Source organism: Dietzia sp. WMMA184 (genome assembly GCF_002441635.1).
In the GTDB taxonomy this organism is placed as follows: Bacteria; Actinomycetota; Actinomycetes; order Mycobacteriales; family Mycobacteriaceae; genus Dietzia; species Dietzia kunjamensis.
This window is the reverse complement of record NZ_NXEI01000001.1, coordinates 1,815,365-1,830,360: the sequence shown is the minus strand read 5'-3', so window position 1 is coordinate 1,830,360 and position 14,996 is coordinate 1,815,365. Positions and strand designations below refer to the sequence as shown.

Here is a 14,996-nt window from a genome sequence, read left to right as displayed (position 1 = left end):
CTACCCCGGATCTGTTCTCCTCGCGCCGCGGTCGTGATGTACTGGACCCGGTCGTCACCATCGTCCACGGGAACCCCGTGGTCGGGGGCGCCGGCCCGACACGCGTGGCCATCCCGCGAGTCGCACCTGGCAGTACGGAAAAGGGAACACATCAAAATGGCACAGGGCACCGTCAAGTGGTTCAACGCGGAGAAGGGCTACGGTTTCATCGCCCCTGAGGACGGTTCGGCCGACCTCTTCGTCCACTACTCCTCCATCGAGGGCTCGGGCTTCAAGTCGCTCGAGGAGAACCAGCGCGTCGAGTTCGAGGTCGGCGAGGGCCAGAAGGGGCCGCAGGCCCAGGAGGTCCGCGCCATCTGAGGCGCTCCGCTCGATCACGGCGAGGCCCCCACCGCACGCGCGGTGGGGGCCTCGCGATGTGTCGGGGGTCGACCGTAGGCTCTGGTCCGTGACGCAGCTGTCGTTCTTCGCCGCGGACGACCACGTCCCCGAGCCCTCGGACCTGGAGGGGGCGCTGGCCGCCCGGGGTCAGTCCACCCTCGCCGGCGAGCTCGCGCAGGTCTCTGTGGCCCTCGACGCGGCCTGGCGGGCGGACGCGCTGGAGTCCCTCCTGGCGGAGGCGGGACTCGATCCGATCCGCTCGGAGGCGGGCCCGGACGGCCGCTGCACGGTGTCGACCGCGCGGACCCCGGCCCTGGTACCGGTGGTGCGCCGCTGGCGGCGGGGCGCGGTCACCGCGGTGCCCGAGGGGTGGACGCCCTCCGCCGGTGCGCTGCGCGTCTGGGTGCTCACCGCCGGCCACGTCACCGACGGGGGAGCGGTCGAGCTGGGCATCGACGCCGCGATGGAACACCATGCGCCTCGACGGGACGCCCTGCGCGCGGCGCTGGACCGCGTCGGGATCCGGACCACCTACGTCGGCTCCAAGGGTGGCGGGCCGCTGCTGCGGCTCGGGACGGCCCGAGCTCGCACGCGTCTGGCGCAGAGCATCGGGCCCGCGCCCGCCGGGGTCCCGCCGCAGCACTGGCCCGGCTAGCTGGACCTCATAGTTGGCGCCGTCGCGCCGGACGTCGGCCCTGCGCTGCGCGGACGCCGCCCGAAGTACCGTGGGGGTATGTGCATGCTGGTCGTCGCCCGTCGGGTCCACCCTCACTACCCGCTGATCGTGGTGGCCAACCGGGACGAGGTCCTGAGCCGGCCCACCGAGCCGTTGCACGAGTGGACCGCCGACGCCGGTGGCGCCGAGGGCATCGTCGCCGGCCGGGACGTCACCGCGGGCGGGACCTGGCTCGCGGTGGCCCCGGGCGGACGGTTCTCGGCGGTGACCAACGTGCGCGAGCCCGGACCCGTGCTCCCCGCAGCCGCCTCCCGCGGCGAGCTGCCCATCGACGCGCTCACCGGGCCGGTGCCCGTCGCGGAGTTCGCCCACCACGTCGTCGACGACCTCGATCGCTACGGGGGCGTCAACCTCCTGGCCGGCGACCTCGACCGGATGTGGTGGGCGTCCAACCGCTCCACCCGCGGCCCGGTTGCGCTCGGCACCGGCGTCCACGGGCTGTCGAACGCCTCGTTGGACACCCCCTGGCCGAAGGTGGTGGGCGCGGTCCACGACGTCAGAGCGCTCATGGGCACCGACGTCATGACAGGCCCGGACTGGTCCGGGGCGCTGCTGGACGTGTTGGCCGATCGTCGCCCGGCGACACCGTGGACGATGCCGCGCACGGGCGTGCCGCTGACGCACGAGTGGCGGCTGTCGTCGAGGTTCGTCCGCATCGGCCGGCGGTACGGCACCCGGTCGACCACCGCCGTGCGCGTCGACCAGCACGGCGTGGCCGACGTGGTCGAGCGCACGTGGGACGCCCGAGGACGCATCACGGGGACGGTCACCAGGCGCATCTGAGCCGGTGACCGCCCCCGCGGGCGGCTGGTTCCGACGCCGCTGACGCGGCGCGGGTGGTGCCTTCGGCCCTAGCCGACGGTCCAGGTGTTGCTGCCGTCGAGCAGCGCCTGCAGGTCCGTGGGTGAGGTCTCCTTGGCGGAGGCGACCTGGCCGCGGGCGAGGTCGTCGTAGGTGTCGCGGCGGACCTGCCGGATGATGCCGGTGACCGTGTACTCGAGGTCCTGGCTGGACAGGTTGGCCAGGGCGTGGGCGTAGGTCGGGTCGTCGGCGTGGGCGTCGTGGACGACGATGTCGGCCTCGTCCACGTCGGCGGTCGCGGCCACCGCGAGGGAGAAACCGCGGCGCACGACGCAGTGCTGGCCGTCGTCACCGAAGATGATCTTCTCGCCGTGGCGCACCGGGATCAGGTGGTCGCCGGCGTCCTCCTTGCGGAGCAGGTCGAAGGAACCGTCGTTGAAGATCGGGCAGTCCTGCAGGATCTCCACGAAGCTCGTGCCGCGGTGGCGTGCGGCCGCGTCGAGGACCTCGGTCAGGCCCTTGCGGTCGGAGTCCAGGGCGCGGGCGATGAAGGTGCCCTGGGCGCCGATCGCCAGCGACAGGGTGTTGAACGGGTGGTCCAGCGAGCCCATCGGGCTGGACTTGGTGACCTTGCCGGGCTCGGAGGTGGGCGAGTACTGGCCCTTGGTCAGCCCGTAGATCCGGTTGTTGAACATGAGGATGTTCAAGTTCACGTTGCGGCGCAGCGTGTGGATCAGGTGGTTGCCGCCGATGGACATGGCGTCGCCGTCACCGGTGACGACCCAGACCGACTGGTCGGGGCGTGCGGTGGCCAGGCCGGTCGCGATGGCCGGGGCACGGCCGTGGATCGAGTGCATCCCGTACGTCTCGAGGTAGTACGGGAAACGGCTCGAGCAGCCGATGCCAGAGATGAAGGTGATGTTCTCGCGCTTGAGCCCGAGCTTGGGCAACAGGGCGCGGATGGTGGCCAGGATGACGTAGTCGCCGCAGCCGGGGCACCAGCGCACCTCCTGGTCGGAGGTGTAGTCCTTGGGCTTCTGCGGAGCATCCGTCTTGGGCACGGACGCCAACGCGTCGAGCGGCAATGCGCTGCCGACGAGGCCGGATTCGGTGGTGGTCATGGGGTTCCTCTCCTCGCTCGCAGGTCAGCGGGTTCGGTTGGCGGTGGTGGTGCCGGTGGCGGTGTGCCCGATCCGCCGGTTGCGGGCCGCGGGCTCGCCGGTGGTGGTGATGACCCCGTCGAGCGCCAGGCGGTACTTGTCGTGCTCGGTGTGGGCGAGGCGGCCGGCGAACTCGGACTCGATGGCGGTCTGCAGCTCCTCGGCCGAGAACGCCATACCGTGCACCTTGGTGATGGGCTGGATGTCGGCGGGGAAGCGGGCCTTGAGCAGCATGGCGAGCTGTCCCAGGTTCATCTCCGGGACGAGGATCCGACGGTACTGCTCGAGCACCTCACCGATGTTGTGCGGCAGCGGGTTGAGGTGACGCACGTGGGCGCGGGCCACGCGGTGGCCGTTCGCGCGGGCGCGGCGTACGGCCTCGCCGATGGGCCCGTAGGACGAACCCCAGCCCACCACCAGCACGTCGGCCTCACCGGACGGGTCGTCGACCTCGAGATCGGGCACGTCGATGAGCGCGATCTTCAGGGCCCTGGTCCGGGTCATGAGGTCGTGGTTGTCGGCGGTGTAGGAGATGTTGCCGGTGCCGTTGGCCTTCTCCAGTCCGCCGATGCGGTGCTCGAGTCCGGGCTCGCCCGGGATGGCCCAGTCGCGCGCCAGCGTCTCCGGGTCACGGGCGTAGGGGAGGTACTCGGAGGCGGGCTTGCCGTCGTCGCCCTCGCCCTCGGCCTCGGGGGCCGTGGCGAAGTTCTTGTCGATCGCAGGCAGGGCGGCGACGTCGGGCAGCAGCCACGGCTCGGAGCCGTTGGCGATCGCGCCGTCGGACAGCACGATGACCGGGGTCCGGTAGGTGACCGCGATCCGGGCGGCCTCGCGGGCGATCTCGAAGCAGTCCGCGGGGGACTGCGGGGCGATCACCGCGACGGGGGACTCGCCGTTGCGCCCGAACAGGGCCTGCAACAGGTCGGACTGCTCGGTCTTGGTCGGCAGGCCCGTCGAGGGGCCGCCACGCTGGACGTCGATGACCACCAGCGGCAGCTCGGTCATCACGGCCAGGCCGATGGCCTCGGACTTGAGGGCCAGACCGGGACCGGAGGTGGACGTGACACCGAGGGTTCCTCCGTAGGAGGCGCCCAGTGCCGCGGCGACGCCGGCGATCTCGTCCTCGGCCTGGAAGGTCGTGACGTCGAACTGCTTGAGCCTGCTCAGCTCGTGCAGGATGTCCGAGGCCGGGGTGATGGGGTAGGTGCCCAGGAAGACGGGCATGTCGGCGGACCGGCCCGCGGTGACCAGGCCGTAGGCCATCGCCGTGTTGCCGGTGACCTGACGGTAGCGGCCCTCGGGCAGCTTGGCGGGGGCGATCTCGTACTCCGAGGCGAAGGCCTCGGTGGTCTCGCCGTAGTTCCAGCCCGCGTGCAGGGCGAGGATGTTGGCCTCAAGAATGGTCGGCTTCTTGCCGAACTTGTCCTTGAGGAAGTTCTCGATCGAGTCGACCGTGCGCCCGTACATCCACGTGAGCAGCCCCAGGGCGAACATGTTCTTGCAGCGCTCGGCGTCCTTCTTGCCGAGGTCGACCGACTCGACCGCACCGATCGTCAGGGTGCTCATCGCGACCTCGTGCACCTGGAACGCCTCGAAGGCCGGCGACCCCAGGGGGTTGGACTCGTACCCGACCTTGGTGAGGTTGCGCTTGGTGAACTCGTCGGAGTTGACGATGAGGATGCCGCCCGAGGGCAGGTCCTCGATATTGGCCTTGAGCGCCGCCGGATTCATCGCCACCAGCACGTCGGGACGGTCACCGGCGGTGAGGATGTCATAGTCCGCGATCTGGATCTGGAAGCTCGAGACCCCGTGGATCGTGCCCTGTGGGGCCCGGATCTCGGCGGGGTAGTTGGGCTGGGTCGCCAGGTCGTTGCCGAAGGCGGCGGCTTCGGAGGTGAACTGGTCACCGGCGAGCTGCATGCCGTCGCCCGAGTCACCCGCGATGCGGATGACCACCTTGTCCAGCTTGGTCTTGGACGAGTTGCCCACCGGTGCTGACCTCCAGAAAGTCGTGATGAATCGAGGCTTGTCGCGGCTCCCGTTCAGCCCTCGACGGTACGCCGATTCCGGCGCAGCCCGCGGCCACGACCGTGTGACCGGGACTGTAACAGGTTCCAGTTCGGCGACGTGGCTTCTTCCCTCACCCTAGACCGATCTGTCTATTGCTGCCAGTCGGGCGGTCCCCCCGCAGGAAAACCCCCCGGAACGCAGCGGAGATGAAAAACTCGTCATCATGCCCCACTTCTCACGACGCCTGGTCGCGTCCGCGACCGCAGCCCTCGTCGTCGTCGTACTACCACCCGTCGCCCCGGCCACGCCCGCACCCACCTCCACCCTGACCGGGGTTGACGTCGTGACCTGGACCCCGTGCCCCGCGGAGTCGGCGGCCGACGTCCTCCACCGCCTGCCCCGCCCCGACGTCCTGTGCGCCTCCGTCACGGTCCCCGTCGACCACGCCGACCCCGACGGTCGCACCGTGGGGATCGAGGTCCGCAGGATCACCGCCACGGGCGATCGTCAGGGGGCACTGTTCTCCAACCCCGGCGGGCCGGGAGGCGACGCCCGCACCCTCTGGTACACCGCACTCGACAGGGACGACGACTCCGCCGTCGACGAGATCCGTCGCACCCACGATCTGGTGATCGTGCAGCCCCGGGGCCTGGCGGGATCGGGCGCGCTCGAGTGTCTCCCCGGGCCGGAGGTGGAGGCCCCGGACCGTTCCGACCCCGACGACGACGACGACCTCAACGAGCAGGCCGCGCGGTGCATGGCCACCGACCCGGAGTTCGTGCGGTCCATCACCACGGAGAACGTCGTGCGCGACCACGAGGTGGTCCGCGAACGCATGGGCCTGGAGCGCATCTCCTTCCTCGGGTACTCCTACGGCACCGCGATCGGGATGATGTACCAGACCCTGTTCCCGCAGAGCCTCGACCGGATGGTGCTGGACTCCTCGGTCGGACCGTCCGAGACGTGGTGGTACGAGTTCCACCAGCGGCAGGCGGAGAATCGGCACCGGGCGCGCGACTACGTCCTCGCGTGGATCGCCGAGTACGACGACGTCTACGCGTTGGGGGACACCGCCCTGAAGGTGTACCGGCGGATCCACGAGCTCGACCTGTCGGAGGGGGCGGCCGCGGGCCGGTTCCTTCCGCCCCCCGCCGTGCCGGGCGATGACGCCCCGGGGTCGGTTCCCACCGGATCGCTGGCGGCGGGCTCCCTCGACGCCCTCAACACCGGGTCGGTGCGGGCGGAGAACGCCGCCGTCGCGTCCACCGGCGGGTTCGACTCGACGCCGGACGACGCCGTGGGCTACTTCCGGGTCCTCGACTTCTACAGCCGGTCCCCCGACGCCTGGCCCGACATCGCCTGGGCGATCTCGGCGAAGGTGCACGGCACGGCGCCCGACGTCGAGACACCGGAGGAGCTGGACGAGCGGATCGAGGAGGAGGCCGAGGAGCGCACCGGCCGGCCCCCGGTGACGTCCGACCAGGCCACCTACCTGAAGATCATCAACTGCAACGAGACCGCGCCGCCCCGGACGAACCTGGCGGCCCCGGCCCTGATCGGCAGCAGCGACCCGGCGGGTAGCACCGGCGAGGACGTGTGGGCGTTGACCGAGCAGACCCGATACTGCCTCTACCCGCCCTCCGCGGTCCCGCCGCGCATCGAGGCACGCGAGATGGCCGCGCCGCCCCTGATCCTCCAGGCCGACCACGACCCCAACACCCCGGGGATGTTCGGTCCGGCCACCGCCGACGCGACGGGAGGCACACTCGTCCGGATCCGGGGCACCGTGCACTGCCATTTCGACACCGGCAACGAGGCGGTCGACGAGATCGTCCTGCGGTATCTCGAGACCGGTCAGGCGGAACCCGGGCAGTATCTGGACACCCCGCGCCCCGCGCCGGGAAGCCCACCGTGGGTGCCGGAGGGGTGACTCGACGGTTCTCGTGGAGGGCATCCCGCCTGGTATGAATTCCTATAGAAGGGCCCCGGCACGCGTACCGTAGCCGGGACCGGTGGTCGGTGAAGGGCGTCGACGACGGAATCAGCGCAGGTTGGGAGCACTCCAGTGGCGAGCAAGAAGGCAGCATCGGGCGGCAAACGGAGCCTGGTGATCGTCGAGTCCGCCACCAAGGCACGTAAGATCCAGCCCTATCTGGGGTCCGACTACGTGGTCGAGGCGTCGGTCGGACACATCCGCGACCTGCCCAAGGGCGCGGCCGACATCCCGGCCAAGTACAAGAAGGAGCCGTGGGCGCGGCTCGGGGTGAACCCGGACGACGACTTCGAGCCCATCTACGTCGTCAGCGCCGACAAGAAGAAGAAGGTCGCCGAGCTCAAGAAGGAACTCGCCGGCGTGGACCAGCTCCTGCTGGCGACAGACCCCGACCGTGAGGGCGAGGCGATCGCCTGGCACCTGCTCGAGGTCCTCAAACCCAAGGTGCCGGTCAAGCGGATGGTGTTCCACGAGATCACCAAGCCCGCCATCCTCGCCGCCGCCGAGAACACGCGCGAGCTCGACACCGACCTCGTCGACGCCCAGGAGACCCGCCGGATCCTCGACCGTCTCTACGGCTACGAGGTCTCCCCGGTGCTGTGGAAGAAGGTCATGCCGCGACTGTCCGCTGGCCGCGTGCAGTCGGTGGCCACCCGCGTGATCGTCGAGCGTGAGCGCGAGCGCATGGCGTTCGTCGCCGCGGACTACTGGGACATCACCGCGACCCTGGCCACGAAGGGATCCGCCGGCGGGGACGCCGGTGAACCCCGCAGCTTCACCGCCCGCCTCTCCGCCGTCGACGGCGCCCGGGTCGCGCAGGGCCGCGACTTCGGCCAGGACGGGCGTCTGAAGTCCACCGGCGCGGCCAAGGACTCCGTCGTCCTCGCCGAACCGGCGGCCCGGGCGCTGGCCGACGCGCTGACCGGTGCCGACTTCGTCGTCGACTCCGTCGAGTCCAAGCCGTACACCCGGCGCCCCTACGCGCCGTTCATGACCTCCACCCTCCAGCAGGAGGCCGGCCGCAAGCTGCGGTACACGTCCGAGCGCACCATGCGGATCGCGCAGCGACTGTACGAGAACGGCTACATCACCTACATGCGTACCGACTCCACCACCCTGTCCGAGGGCGGCATCGCAGCCGCCCGCGCGCAGGCCACGGAGCTGTACGGCAGCGACTACGTCTCACCCACGCCGAGGCAGTACACCCGGAAGGTCAAGAACTCGCAGGAGGCCCACGAGGCCATCCGGCCCGCCGGCGAGACCTTCGCCACCCCCGGGCAGCTCCACAGTGCCCTCGACGCCGAGGAATACCGGCTCTACGAGCTCATCTGGCAGCGCACGGTCGCCTCCCAGATGGCCGACGCGCGCGGCACGACCGTCAGCATCCGCATCAGCGGTGACGCCGGCGACAACGCCTCCGGCTACGAGCGCGCCACCTTCGCCGCCTCGGGCCGCACCATCACGTTCCCCGGCTTCCTCAAGGCCTACGTCGAGGCGACCGATGACCCGGCCGAGGGCTCGGAGAAGCAGATGGCGGACGACGCCGAGCGGCGCCTGCCCCGCCTCGACGAGGGACAGCAGCTCACCGGTACCGACCTGGTCCCCGACGGGCACACCACCAGCCCGCCCGCCCGCTACACCGAGGCGAGCCTGGTCAAGGCGATGGAGGAGATGGGCATCGGCCGCCCGTCGACCTATGCCAGCATCATCCGCACCATCCAGGACCGGGGATACGTCTACGTCCGCGGCAACGCGCTTGTCCCCAGCTGGGTCGCCTTCGCCGTGGTCGGACTGCTCGAGCAGAACTTCGGCCGGCTCGTCGACTACGACTTCACCTCGCTGATGGAGGACGAACTCGACGCGATCGCCGAGGGTCGCGAGAACCGGGACGATTGGCTGCGGCGCTTCTACTTCGGTGCCACCGAGGGGTCCGGCGACGAGGACAAGGCCAACTACGCCGTGGGGCTGAAGAACCTCGTCGACGTCAACCTCGAGGCGATCGACGCCCGCAGCATCAACTCGATCCGGGTGTTCGACGACTCCGAGGGCCGCCCGGTGCACGTCCGGGTCGGTCGCTACGGTCCGTATCTCGAGCGCATGGTCGCCGGCGAGGACGGCGCCGAGGAGTCCCAGCGGGCCAACCTGCCCGAGGGGATGAGCCCGGACGAGCTCACACTCGAGGTGGCCGAGAAGCTCTTCTCGACCCCTCAGGACGGCCGCCCGCTGGGCGTGGACCCCGAGACCGGACACGAGATCGTCGTCAAGGACGGGCGCTACGGCCCCTACGTCACCGAGAAGCTCCCCGAGGCCACCGACGCCGAGAAGGCGGTCTGGGCCAAGAAGGTGCTCGCCGACGCGGATGCGGAGAAGAAGCGGATCGACGCCGAGCGCGACGCCGCGATCGCCGCCGCCAAGGACGACGACGCCAAGGCTGAGGCCAAGAAGGCCGCCACCAAGGCGAAGGCCGCCGTGACCCGCCGGGCGAAGAAGGAGGCCGACAGCCCCACCGGGCCGAAGCCCCGGACCGGCTCGCTGATGCAGTCCATGGAGCCGGCGACGGTGACGCTGGAGGACGCGCTCAAGCTCCTGTCGCTGCCGCGCGTGGTGGGCGTCGACCCCACCAGCGGCGAGGAGATCACCGCCCAGCTCGGTCGCTACGGGCCGTACCTCAAGAAGGGCACCGACTCCCGGACCCTCGACTCCGAGGACGCGGTGTTCACGGTGACGCTCGAGGACGCGGTGAAGATCTACTCCGAGCCCAAGCGTCGTGGCCGGCAGGCCGCCGCCCCCAAGGCTCTGCGTGAGATGGGTGTCGATGAGGTCTCCGGCAAGCAGATGTTGGTCAAGGACGGTCGCTTCGGCCCGTACGTGACCGACGGCGAGTCCAACGCCTCCCTGCGCAAGGGCGACACCGTGGAGAGCCTCACCGACGCCCGCGCCTCCGAGTTGCTCTCGGAGCGGCGCGCCAAGTCGCCGCCGAAGAAGGCGCCCGCGAAGAAGGCCCCTGCCCGCAAGTCGCCGGCGAAGAAGACGGCCGCGTCGCGCCGCTGAGACCCGCACGAGACACCCCGCGCTGCTGAGGCCGCGCGGGGTGTCGGCGTCTCGTGGGGTCTCGAGTCGCGGGGTGTCAGCGCGCCGGGTCGTCGGCCGGGCGCAACGCCACGGAGCCCGCCTGCCACCGGTCTGCGAGGGTGGGGCGCAGGGGCCGGGCGAGCTGGGTCATGATGCCCCGGCCGCGCAGTTCGACGCTGCGGCCCAGCACCCAGCGTGCCGCCTCGGGGGCGTCGGCCCGGTGGATCGTGGCCGCCGACGCCAGGACGTGCCCCTGCTCCATCTTGGCCAGCGTGGTCAGCCGCGCCGCCTCGTTGACGGGGTCGCCGATGACCGTGTACTCGAACCGCTTGGCGTGACCGATGTGCCCCGCGATGACGGTCCCGTAGGACACCCCGATGCCGGCGGTCAGCGGTGCCAGTTCCGCGAGCCTGGCCTGCAGTGCCCGGGCGGCGCGCAGGGCGCGGCCGGCCTCGTTGTCGACCTCGAGGGGCGCCCCGAAGACCGCGAGAAGGGCGTCACCCTGGAATTTGTTGATGTACCCGCCGTTGGTGTCGACGGACTCGACGGCGATCCGGAAGAACTCGTTGAGCACCCTCACGACCTCGGCGGGTTCGTGGGACGCGGCGAACTCGGTGGATCCGGTGAGATCGACGAACAACACCGCGACCTGGCGCTCCTGCCCGCCCAGTTCGGTGCCCCGCTCGAGGGCGTTGCGGGCCACATCCTCGCCGACGTAGCGGCCGAACAAGTCCTGGATGGCCTCCCGCTCCTGCAGCCCCGTCACCATCTCGTTGAACCCCTGGGCGAGTCGGCCGATCTCCGAGGAGTCGTAGATCGTCACGCGTGTCTCGAGGTCGCCCTGCTTGACGCGACTGACGCCCGCCTGCATCTCGCGGACCGGGTCCGCGATGGAGTCCGAGACCAACCCCATGCCGATCGCGCCGGCGATCACGGCGACGCTGGCCAACACCGCTAACGCGACCAGGATGAGGCCCGGATCGTCGCCGAAGAGGCCGAACCAGTGGCCGGTCAGGATGAGCAGGATGCCGGCGATCGGGATGACCGTGGTCAGTGACCAACCCAGGAAGATCCGACGGCGTACGCCGGGGACGTGCCGGTTCTCCGGGACCCCCTGCGACAGGGCCCGGACCGTGATCGGCCGCATGATCCGCTCGGCCTGCAGGTAGGAGATCAGGCACGTGGTGCTGCCGCCGAGCAGGCTGGTCACCGCCACGATGAGAGCCAACCTGGGGGAGTGGCCCACGTTGACGGCGACGAACAGCAGCGTCCCGATCACCCACGTGGCGCCCGAGATGAGCGCCTGGTGGAACGGCAGCCGCAGGGTACGGCGGCGGATGGCGCCGTCGAAGTCCGCCCCCGACCGGTCGACCCGCAATACGGGCAGGAGAAGCAGCGTCGAGGCGATGACGCCGCCGACGAAGGCCAGCACGAGATAGCCGATGAACAGGTACTGGTTGAGGAAGCGGAACTGGTCGAGGTCGAGGAACCGGTCCATCGGCAGGACGAAACGCAGGAACGAGAACACGAAGACCGCGCCGATGATGTTCGCCTGCACCATGGTCAGGGCATAGACGGGCCACGGGGTGGCCCACAGCCACCTGAACAACCTGACCCATCGTTCCATCGGCCCAAGCCTAGTTCGCACCTGTGATGCCGGGAGCGCAGGTATGTCGGTAGGCGGGGATATGGTGGGGGCCATGCCCGGGGTGTTCGATCGGTTGGCCGGACAGGCCGACGCCGTGGCGGAGCTGACCGCTGCCGCCACGGCCGCTCGTGCCCGGGTGCCGGGACAGGGGTGGGACGAGTCGGATGCCCGGATGGTCCACGCATGGCTGTTCACCGGTCCACCGGGCAGCGGCCGCAGCGTGGCGGCCATGGCGTTCGCCGCCGCTCTGCAGTGCGAGCACCCGGACGTGGTGGGCTGCGGGGAGTGCCGCGCGTGCCACACGGTTCTGGCGGGCACCCACGCGGATGTGCACCTGCTCGCCCCGCAGGGCGTGAATATCCTGCTCAAGGACGTCAAGGAGACCATCCACCGCGCGGCCAGTCGCCCCGGCACCGGGCGCTGGCAGATCGTGGTGGTCGAGGAGGCGGACAGGCTCACCGAGCAGTCCGGAAACGCACTGCTCAAGGTCGTGGAGGAGCCGCCCAGCCGGACGGTGTTCCTCCTGTGCTCGCCGACCACCGACCCGATGGACATCATGGTGACCCTGCGGTCGCGCTCGCGGAACGTCGCACTGCGTCAGCCGGACGCGGCATCGGTCGAGCGTGCGCTGCTCGCTGGCGGGGACCCGATTGAACCCGATCTGGCGCGGTGGGCGGCGTCGGTGTCCTCGGGACACGTGGGTCGGGCTCGGTGGCTGGCGACCGACGAGGCGACCCGCGAGCGGCGGGACGTCGTCCTCCAGTTGCCTATGGTCATGCACAACCCCGGTCGGGCTTTCCCGCTCGCGGACCGGCTCGTCAGCGCCGCGGAGCAGGAGGCGGTGGCCCGCAACAGTGAGTCCGACGAGCGGGAGGTCGAGGAGCTGCGCACCGCGCTGGGGGCGGGCGGCACCGGCAAGGGCACCGCGTCGGCCGGGCGGGGTGCGACGGGGGCGGTCAAGGAACTCGAGAAGGCCCAGAAGTCGCGACGGACCCGCTCCACCCGCGACTCACTGGATCTCGCGCTGGTGGACCTGGCGGGGTTCTACCGCGATGCGCTCATGTCGGCGCTCGGCGCCCGTGAGGTCGACCCTGTCCATCCGGACAAGGCGGATGAGGCGGCCAGGCTCGGCGGGCATTATCCGGCCGCCTCGATCCTCCGGGCGATCGAGGCGATCCAGGAGTGCCGGGCGGCGATCGAGGTCAACGTCAAACCCAAGTTCGCGGTGTCCGCCATGGTGGGCGCGATCCGCGCCGCACTGGGCTGACAGCGGGGGCGGGGGCGGGTCGTTTTTCGGCGACGGGGGTCGGTCGGATATAGTTGCGACGCCCCACAAGGGTTCGCCGCGTTAGCTCAGTCGGTAGAGCATTTCACTCGTAATGAAAAGGTCGTCGGTTCGATTCCGACACGCGGCTCAGAAGAGGCCAGGTCCAGGTGGTAAGTCCGCCCGGTGAACCTGGCTTTTCTGGTGTCAGGGCACGATTATGGCGCGGAATCCGCAGGGGAAAGCGTGCCCAGCACTCTGGTGAGGTCCGGCGCCCCGGCCGCGCGCTCGACGTAATGGCGCTCAGTCACGGCCGTCCCGGAGTGTCCGAGCTGGGCCGTGGCGGCCGTTAGGCACACCTCGCGCTCGACGAGAGTCGCGACCGTGCGCCGGAAGGTGTGGGGCTTCACCCAGGCGTACTCGTCGCCGCGGATCGCTCTCCACGCCGTGCGTACGTTCGCCGGCCACCTCGGCCCGCCCGTCCGCCCGGGGAACACGAGATCCTCCGCCGAGGGGATGCCGCGCGCACGTTGGCGGCGAAGCGCGGCCACCGCGAATTCCGGCAGGACCACGGTTCGGTGCCCGGCCCACGACTTCGGGTGTCCCTGCCGTCGGATGCCCTCGCCGCGTAGTTCAACGAGCGTCCCCGCCACGGTCACCGGCCCCTCGCCGTCTAGGGCGTGTCTCCCATAGCTGAGCGGTGACCCGCGAGACCGTGGCCGTATGGGACAGACGAAGTCACGATTTCGCCAGTTCACCGACGAGCAGTGGGAGCGGATAGAGCCCCTGCTGCCCTCCAATGAAGGGCGCAGGGGCATCCGTTTCGCGACAATCGCAAGGTCGTCGAGGGGATCATCTACCGCTACCGAGCAGGTATTCCCTGGCGGGACCTACCCCGCGAGGAGTTCGGTGCGTGGCAGACCGTGTGGAAGCGTCACGCCCGCTACGCCCGGGACGGGACCTGGGATCGCATCCTGCACGTGATCCTGGCCGATGCCGACGCAGCCGGAAAGATCGACTGGAACGTCTCGGTCGACGCCACCATCTGCCGCGCTCATCAGCACGGCACAAATACAACGCGCCCTGAGCAGGACACAGGGGGCAGGGTCGAATCACAAGAACCGGCCCTTCCGGGACTGTGAACCCGCAGGTCACGGCATCGGTCGCTCGCGAGGAGGGCTGACCACCAAGATTCACAGTGCTGTCGATGGCCGCGGCCGACCGCTGGCGAACGTGATCACCGGTGGGCAACGAAACGGCGGCGCGATGCTGGCCGAAGTCTTGGCCGACATCCACGTCCCACGCCACGGCAAGGGCCGACCCCGCACCCGCCCCGACGCGGTGATCGCAGACAAGGCCTACTCGTCCGGCACGATCCGCCGCCAGCTCCGCAGTCGCGGTATCGCCGCTGTCATCCCGGAGAAAAGCGACACCATCGCCGCTCGCGAACGCCGCGGCAGCCGCGGTGGCCGACCCCCGAAACTCGACACTGGCCTCTACAAAGACCGAAACGTCGTTGAACGTTCCTTCGCTCTGGCCAAGCAATGGCGAGCGCTGGCCACCCGCTACGACAAACTCGCGATCACCTACCGCGCTGCCGTCACCCTCTGTGCAATTCTCACCTGGCTACGCCAATTGGGAGACACGCCCTAGCCCGACCACGTCGCATCACCGGAGCGCGAGCAACTCCCCGATGCGGACTCCTGAGCCGATCAGAACCTCGAGCATGTCCGCCATGTCCGGACCGCGCGCGGGCCCCTGGCGTCCGGTCTGCTCGTCGTCCAGCTCGCGCAGTGTCCACGCCGCGACCCGCTCGCGTAGGGCGGCAAGGTCGGCAAGGGTGAGGGAGCGCGGCGCCCGGATGGACGGGCTGACCGCTGAGGTGAAGTCCGGCGACTAACATGCCGCGAAGGCCGCGAAGGATGGGCGAC

The 14,996-nt window shown here is 70.1% G+C and carries 10 protein-coding genes, 1 tRNA gene and 1 pseudogene; 8 read left to right on the top strand and 4 right to left on the bottom strand.

The genetic code is table 11. The annotated features are described in order from the left end of the window. Positions 1–156: 156 nt before the first annotated feature. From CK206_RS08405 to CK206_RS08395, 3 genes are all read left to right on the top strand, one after another. Complete coding sequence (locus tag CK206_RS08405; protein ID WP_067711447.1) at positions 157–360, top strand: cold-shock protein; 204 nt, start codon at positions 157–159, stop codon at positions 358–360. A gap of 88 nt (positions 361–448) precedes the next feature. Then, a complete protein-coding gene (locus CK206_RS08400; RefSeq protein ID WP_067712074.1) occupies positions 449–1,036 on the top strand; it encodes a hypothetical protein in 588 nt (195 codons plus the stop codon). 78 nt (positions 1,037–1,114) lie between these two features. Then, positions 1,115–1,900, top strand: a complete 786-nt coding sequence (locus CK206_RS08395; RefSeq protein ID WP_067711449.1) for an NRDE family protein — start codon at positions 1,115–1,117, stop codon at positions 1,898–1,900. A 68-nt stretch (positions 1,901–1,968) separates the two neighbouring features. On the opposite strand, the gene CK206_RS08390 is transcribed toward CK206_RS08395, so the two are convergent. Beyond that, complete coding sequence (locus tag CK206_RS08390; protein ID WP_067711452.1) at positions 1,969–3,039, bottom strand: 2-oxoacid:ferredoxin oxidoreductase subunit beta; 1,071 nt, start codon at positions 3,037–3,039, stop codon at positions 1,969–1,971. A gap of 24 nt (positions 3,040–3,063) precedes the next feature. Continuing rightward, complete coding sequence (locus CK206_RS08385) at positions 3,064–5,067, bottom strand: 2-oxoacid:acceptor oxidoreductase subunit alpha (protein ID WP_096906142.1); 2,004 nt, start codon at positions 5,065–5,067, stop codon at positions 3,064–3,066. A 244-nt stretch (positions 5,068–5,311) separates the two neighbouring features. Between CK206_RS08385 and CK206_RS08380 the strand changes: the two genes are divergently transcribed. Then, on the top strand, positions 5,312–7,018 hold the full coding sequence (locus tag CK206_RS08380; protein WP_069388589.1) for an alpha/beta fold hydrolase: 1,707 nt from the start codon (positions 5,312–5,314) through the stop codon (positions 7,016–7,018). 135 nt (positions 7,019–7,153) lie between these two features. Then, positions 7,154–10,132: a type I DNA topoisomerase gene (gene topA / locus CK206_RS08375; RefSeq protein WP_067711464.1), complete on the top strand. Its 2,979-nt coding sequence runs from the start codon at positions 7,154–7,156 to the stop codon at positions 10,130–10,132. Positions 10,133–10,208: 76 nt separating this feature from the next. On the opposite strand, the gene CK206_RS08370 is transcribed toward topA, so the two are convergent. Further along, positions 10,209–11,780, bottom strand: coding sequence for an adenylate/guanylate cyclase domain-containing protein (locus CK206_RS08370; RefSeq protein WP_096906141.1), 1,572 nt, complete (start codon positions 11,778–11,780; stop codon positions 10,209–10,211). 73 nt (positions 11,781–11,853) lie between these two features. Between CK206_RS08370 and CK206_RS08365 the strand changes: the two genes are divergently transcribed. Next, positions 11,854–13,068, top strand: coding sequence for a DNA polymerase III subunit delta' (locus CK206_RS08365; RefSeq protein ID WP_096906140.1), 1,215 nt, complete (start codon positions 11,854–11,856; stop codon positions 13,066–13,068). Positions 13,069–13,143: 75 nt separating this feature from the next. Then, positions 13,144–13,216, top strand: a tRNA-Thr gene (locus CK206_RS08360). 67 nt (positions 13,217–13,283) lie between these two features. Here CK206_RS08360 and CK206_RS08355 read toward each other — a convergent pair. Then, a complete protein-coding gene (locus CK206_RS08355) occupies positions 13,284–13,718 on the bottom strand; it encodes a tyrosine-type recombinase/integrase (protein WP_216824126.1) in 435 nt (144 codons plus the stop codon). 70 nt (positions 13,719–13,788) lie between these two features. Between CK206_RS08355 and CK206_RS08350 the strand changes: the two are divergent. Then, positions 13,789–14,718: pseudogene (locus tag CK206_RS08350) on the top strand (IS5 family transposase). The last annotated feature ends 278 nt before the right edge of the window (positions 14,719–14,996 follow it).

Coding starts and splice junctions, on each gene's coding strand:
- CK206_RS08395 (WP_067711449.1), top strand. CDS start 1,115: ATGTGCATGCTGGTCGTCGCCCGTCGGGTCCACCCTCACTACCCGCTG.
- CK206_RS08390 (WP_067711452.1), bottom strand. CDS start 3,039: ATGACCACCACCGAATCCGGCCTCGTCGGCAGCGCATTGCCGCTCGAC.
- CK206_RS08405 (WP_067711447.1), top strand. CDS start 157: ATGGCACAGGGCACCGTCAAGTGGTTCAACGCGGAGAAGGGCTACGGT.
- CK206_RS08380 (WP_069388589.1), top strand. CDS start 5,312: ATGCCCCACTTCTCACGACGCCTGGTCGCGTCCGCGACCGCAGCCCTC.
- CK206_RS08370 (WP_096906141.1), bottom strand. CDS start 11,780: ATGGAACGATGGGTCAGGTTGTTCAGGTGGCTGTGGGCCACCCCGTGG.
- CK206_RS08365 (WP_096906140.1), top strand. CDS start 11,854: ATGCCCGGGGTGTTCGATCGGTTGGCCGGACAGGCCGACGCCGTGGCG.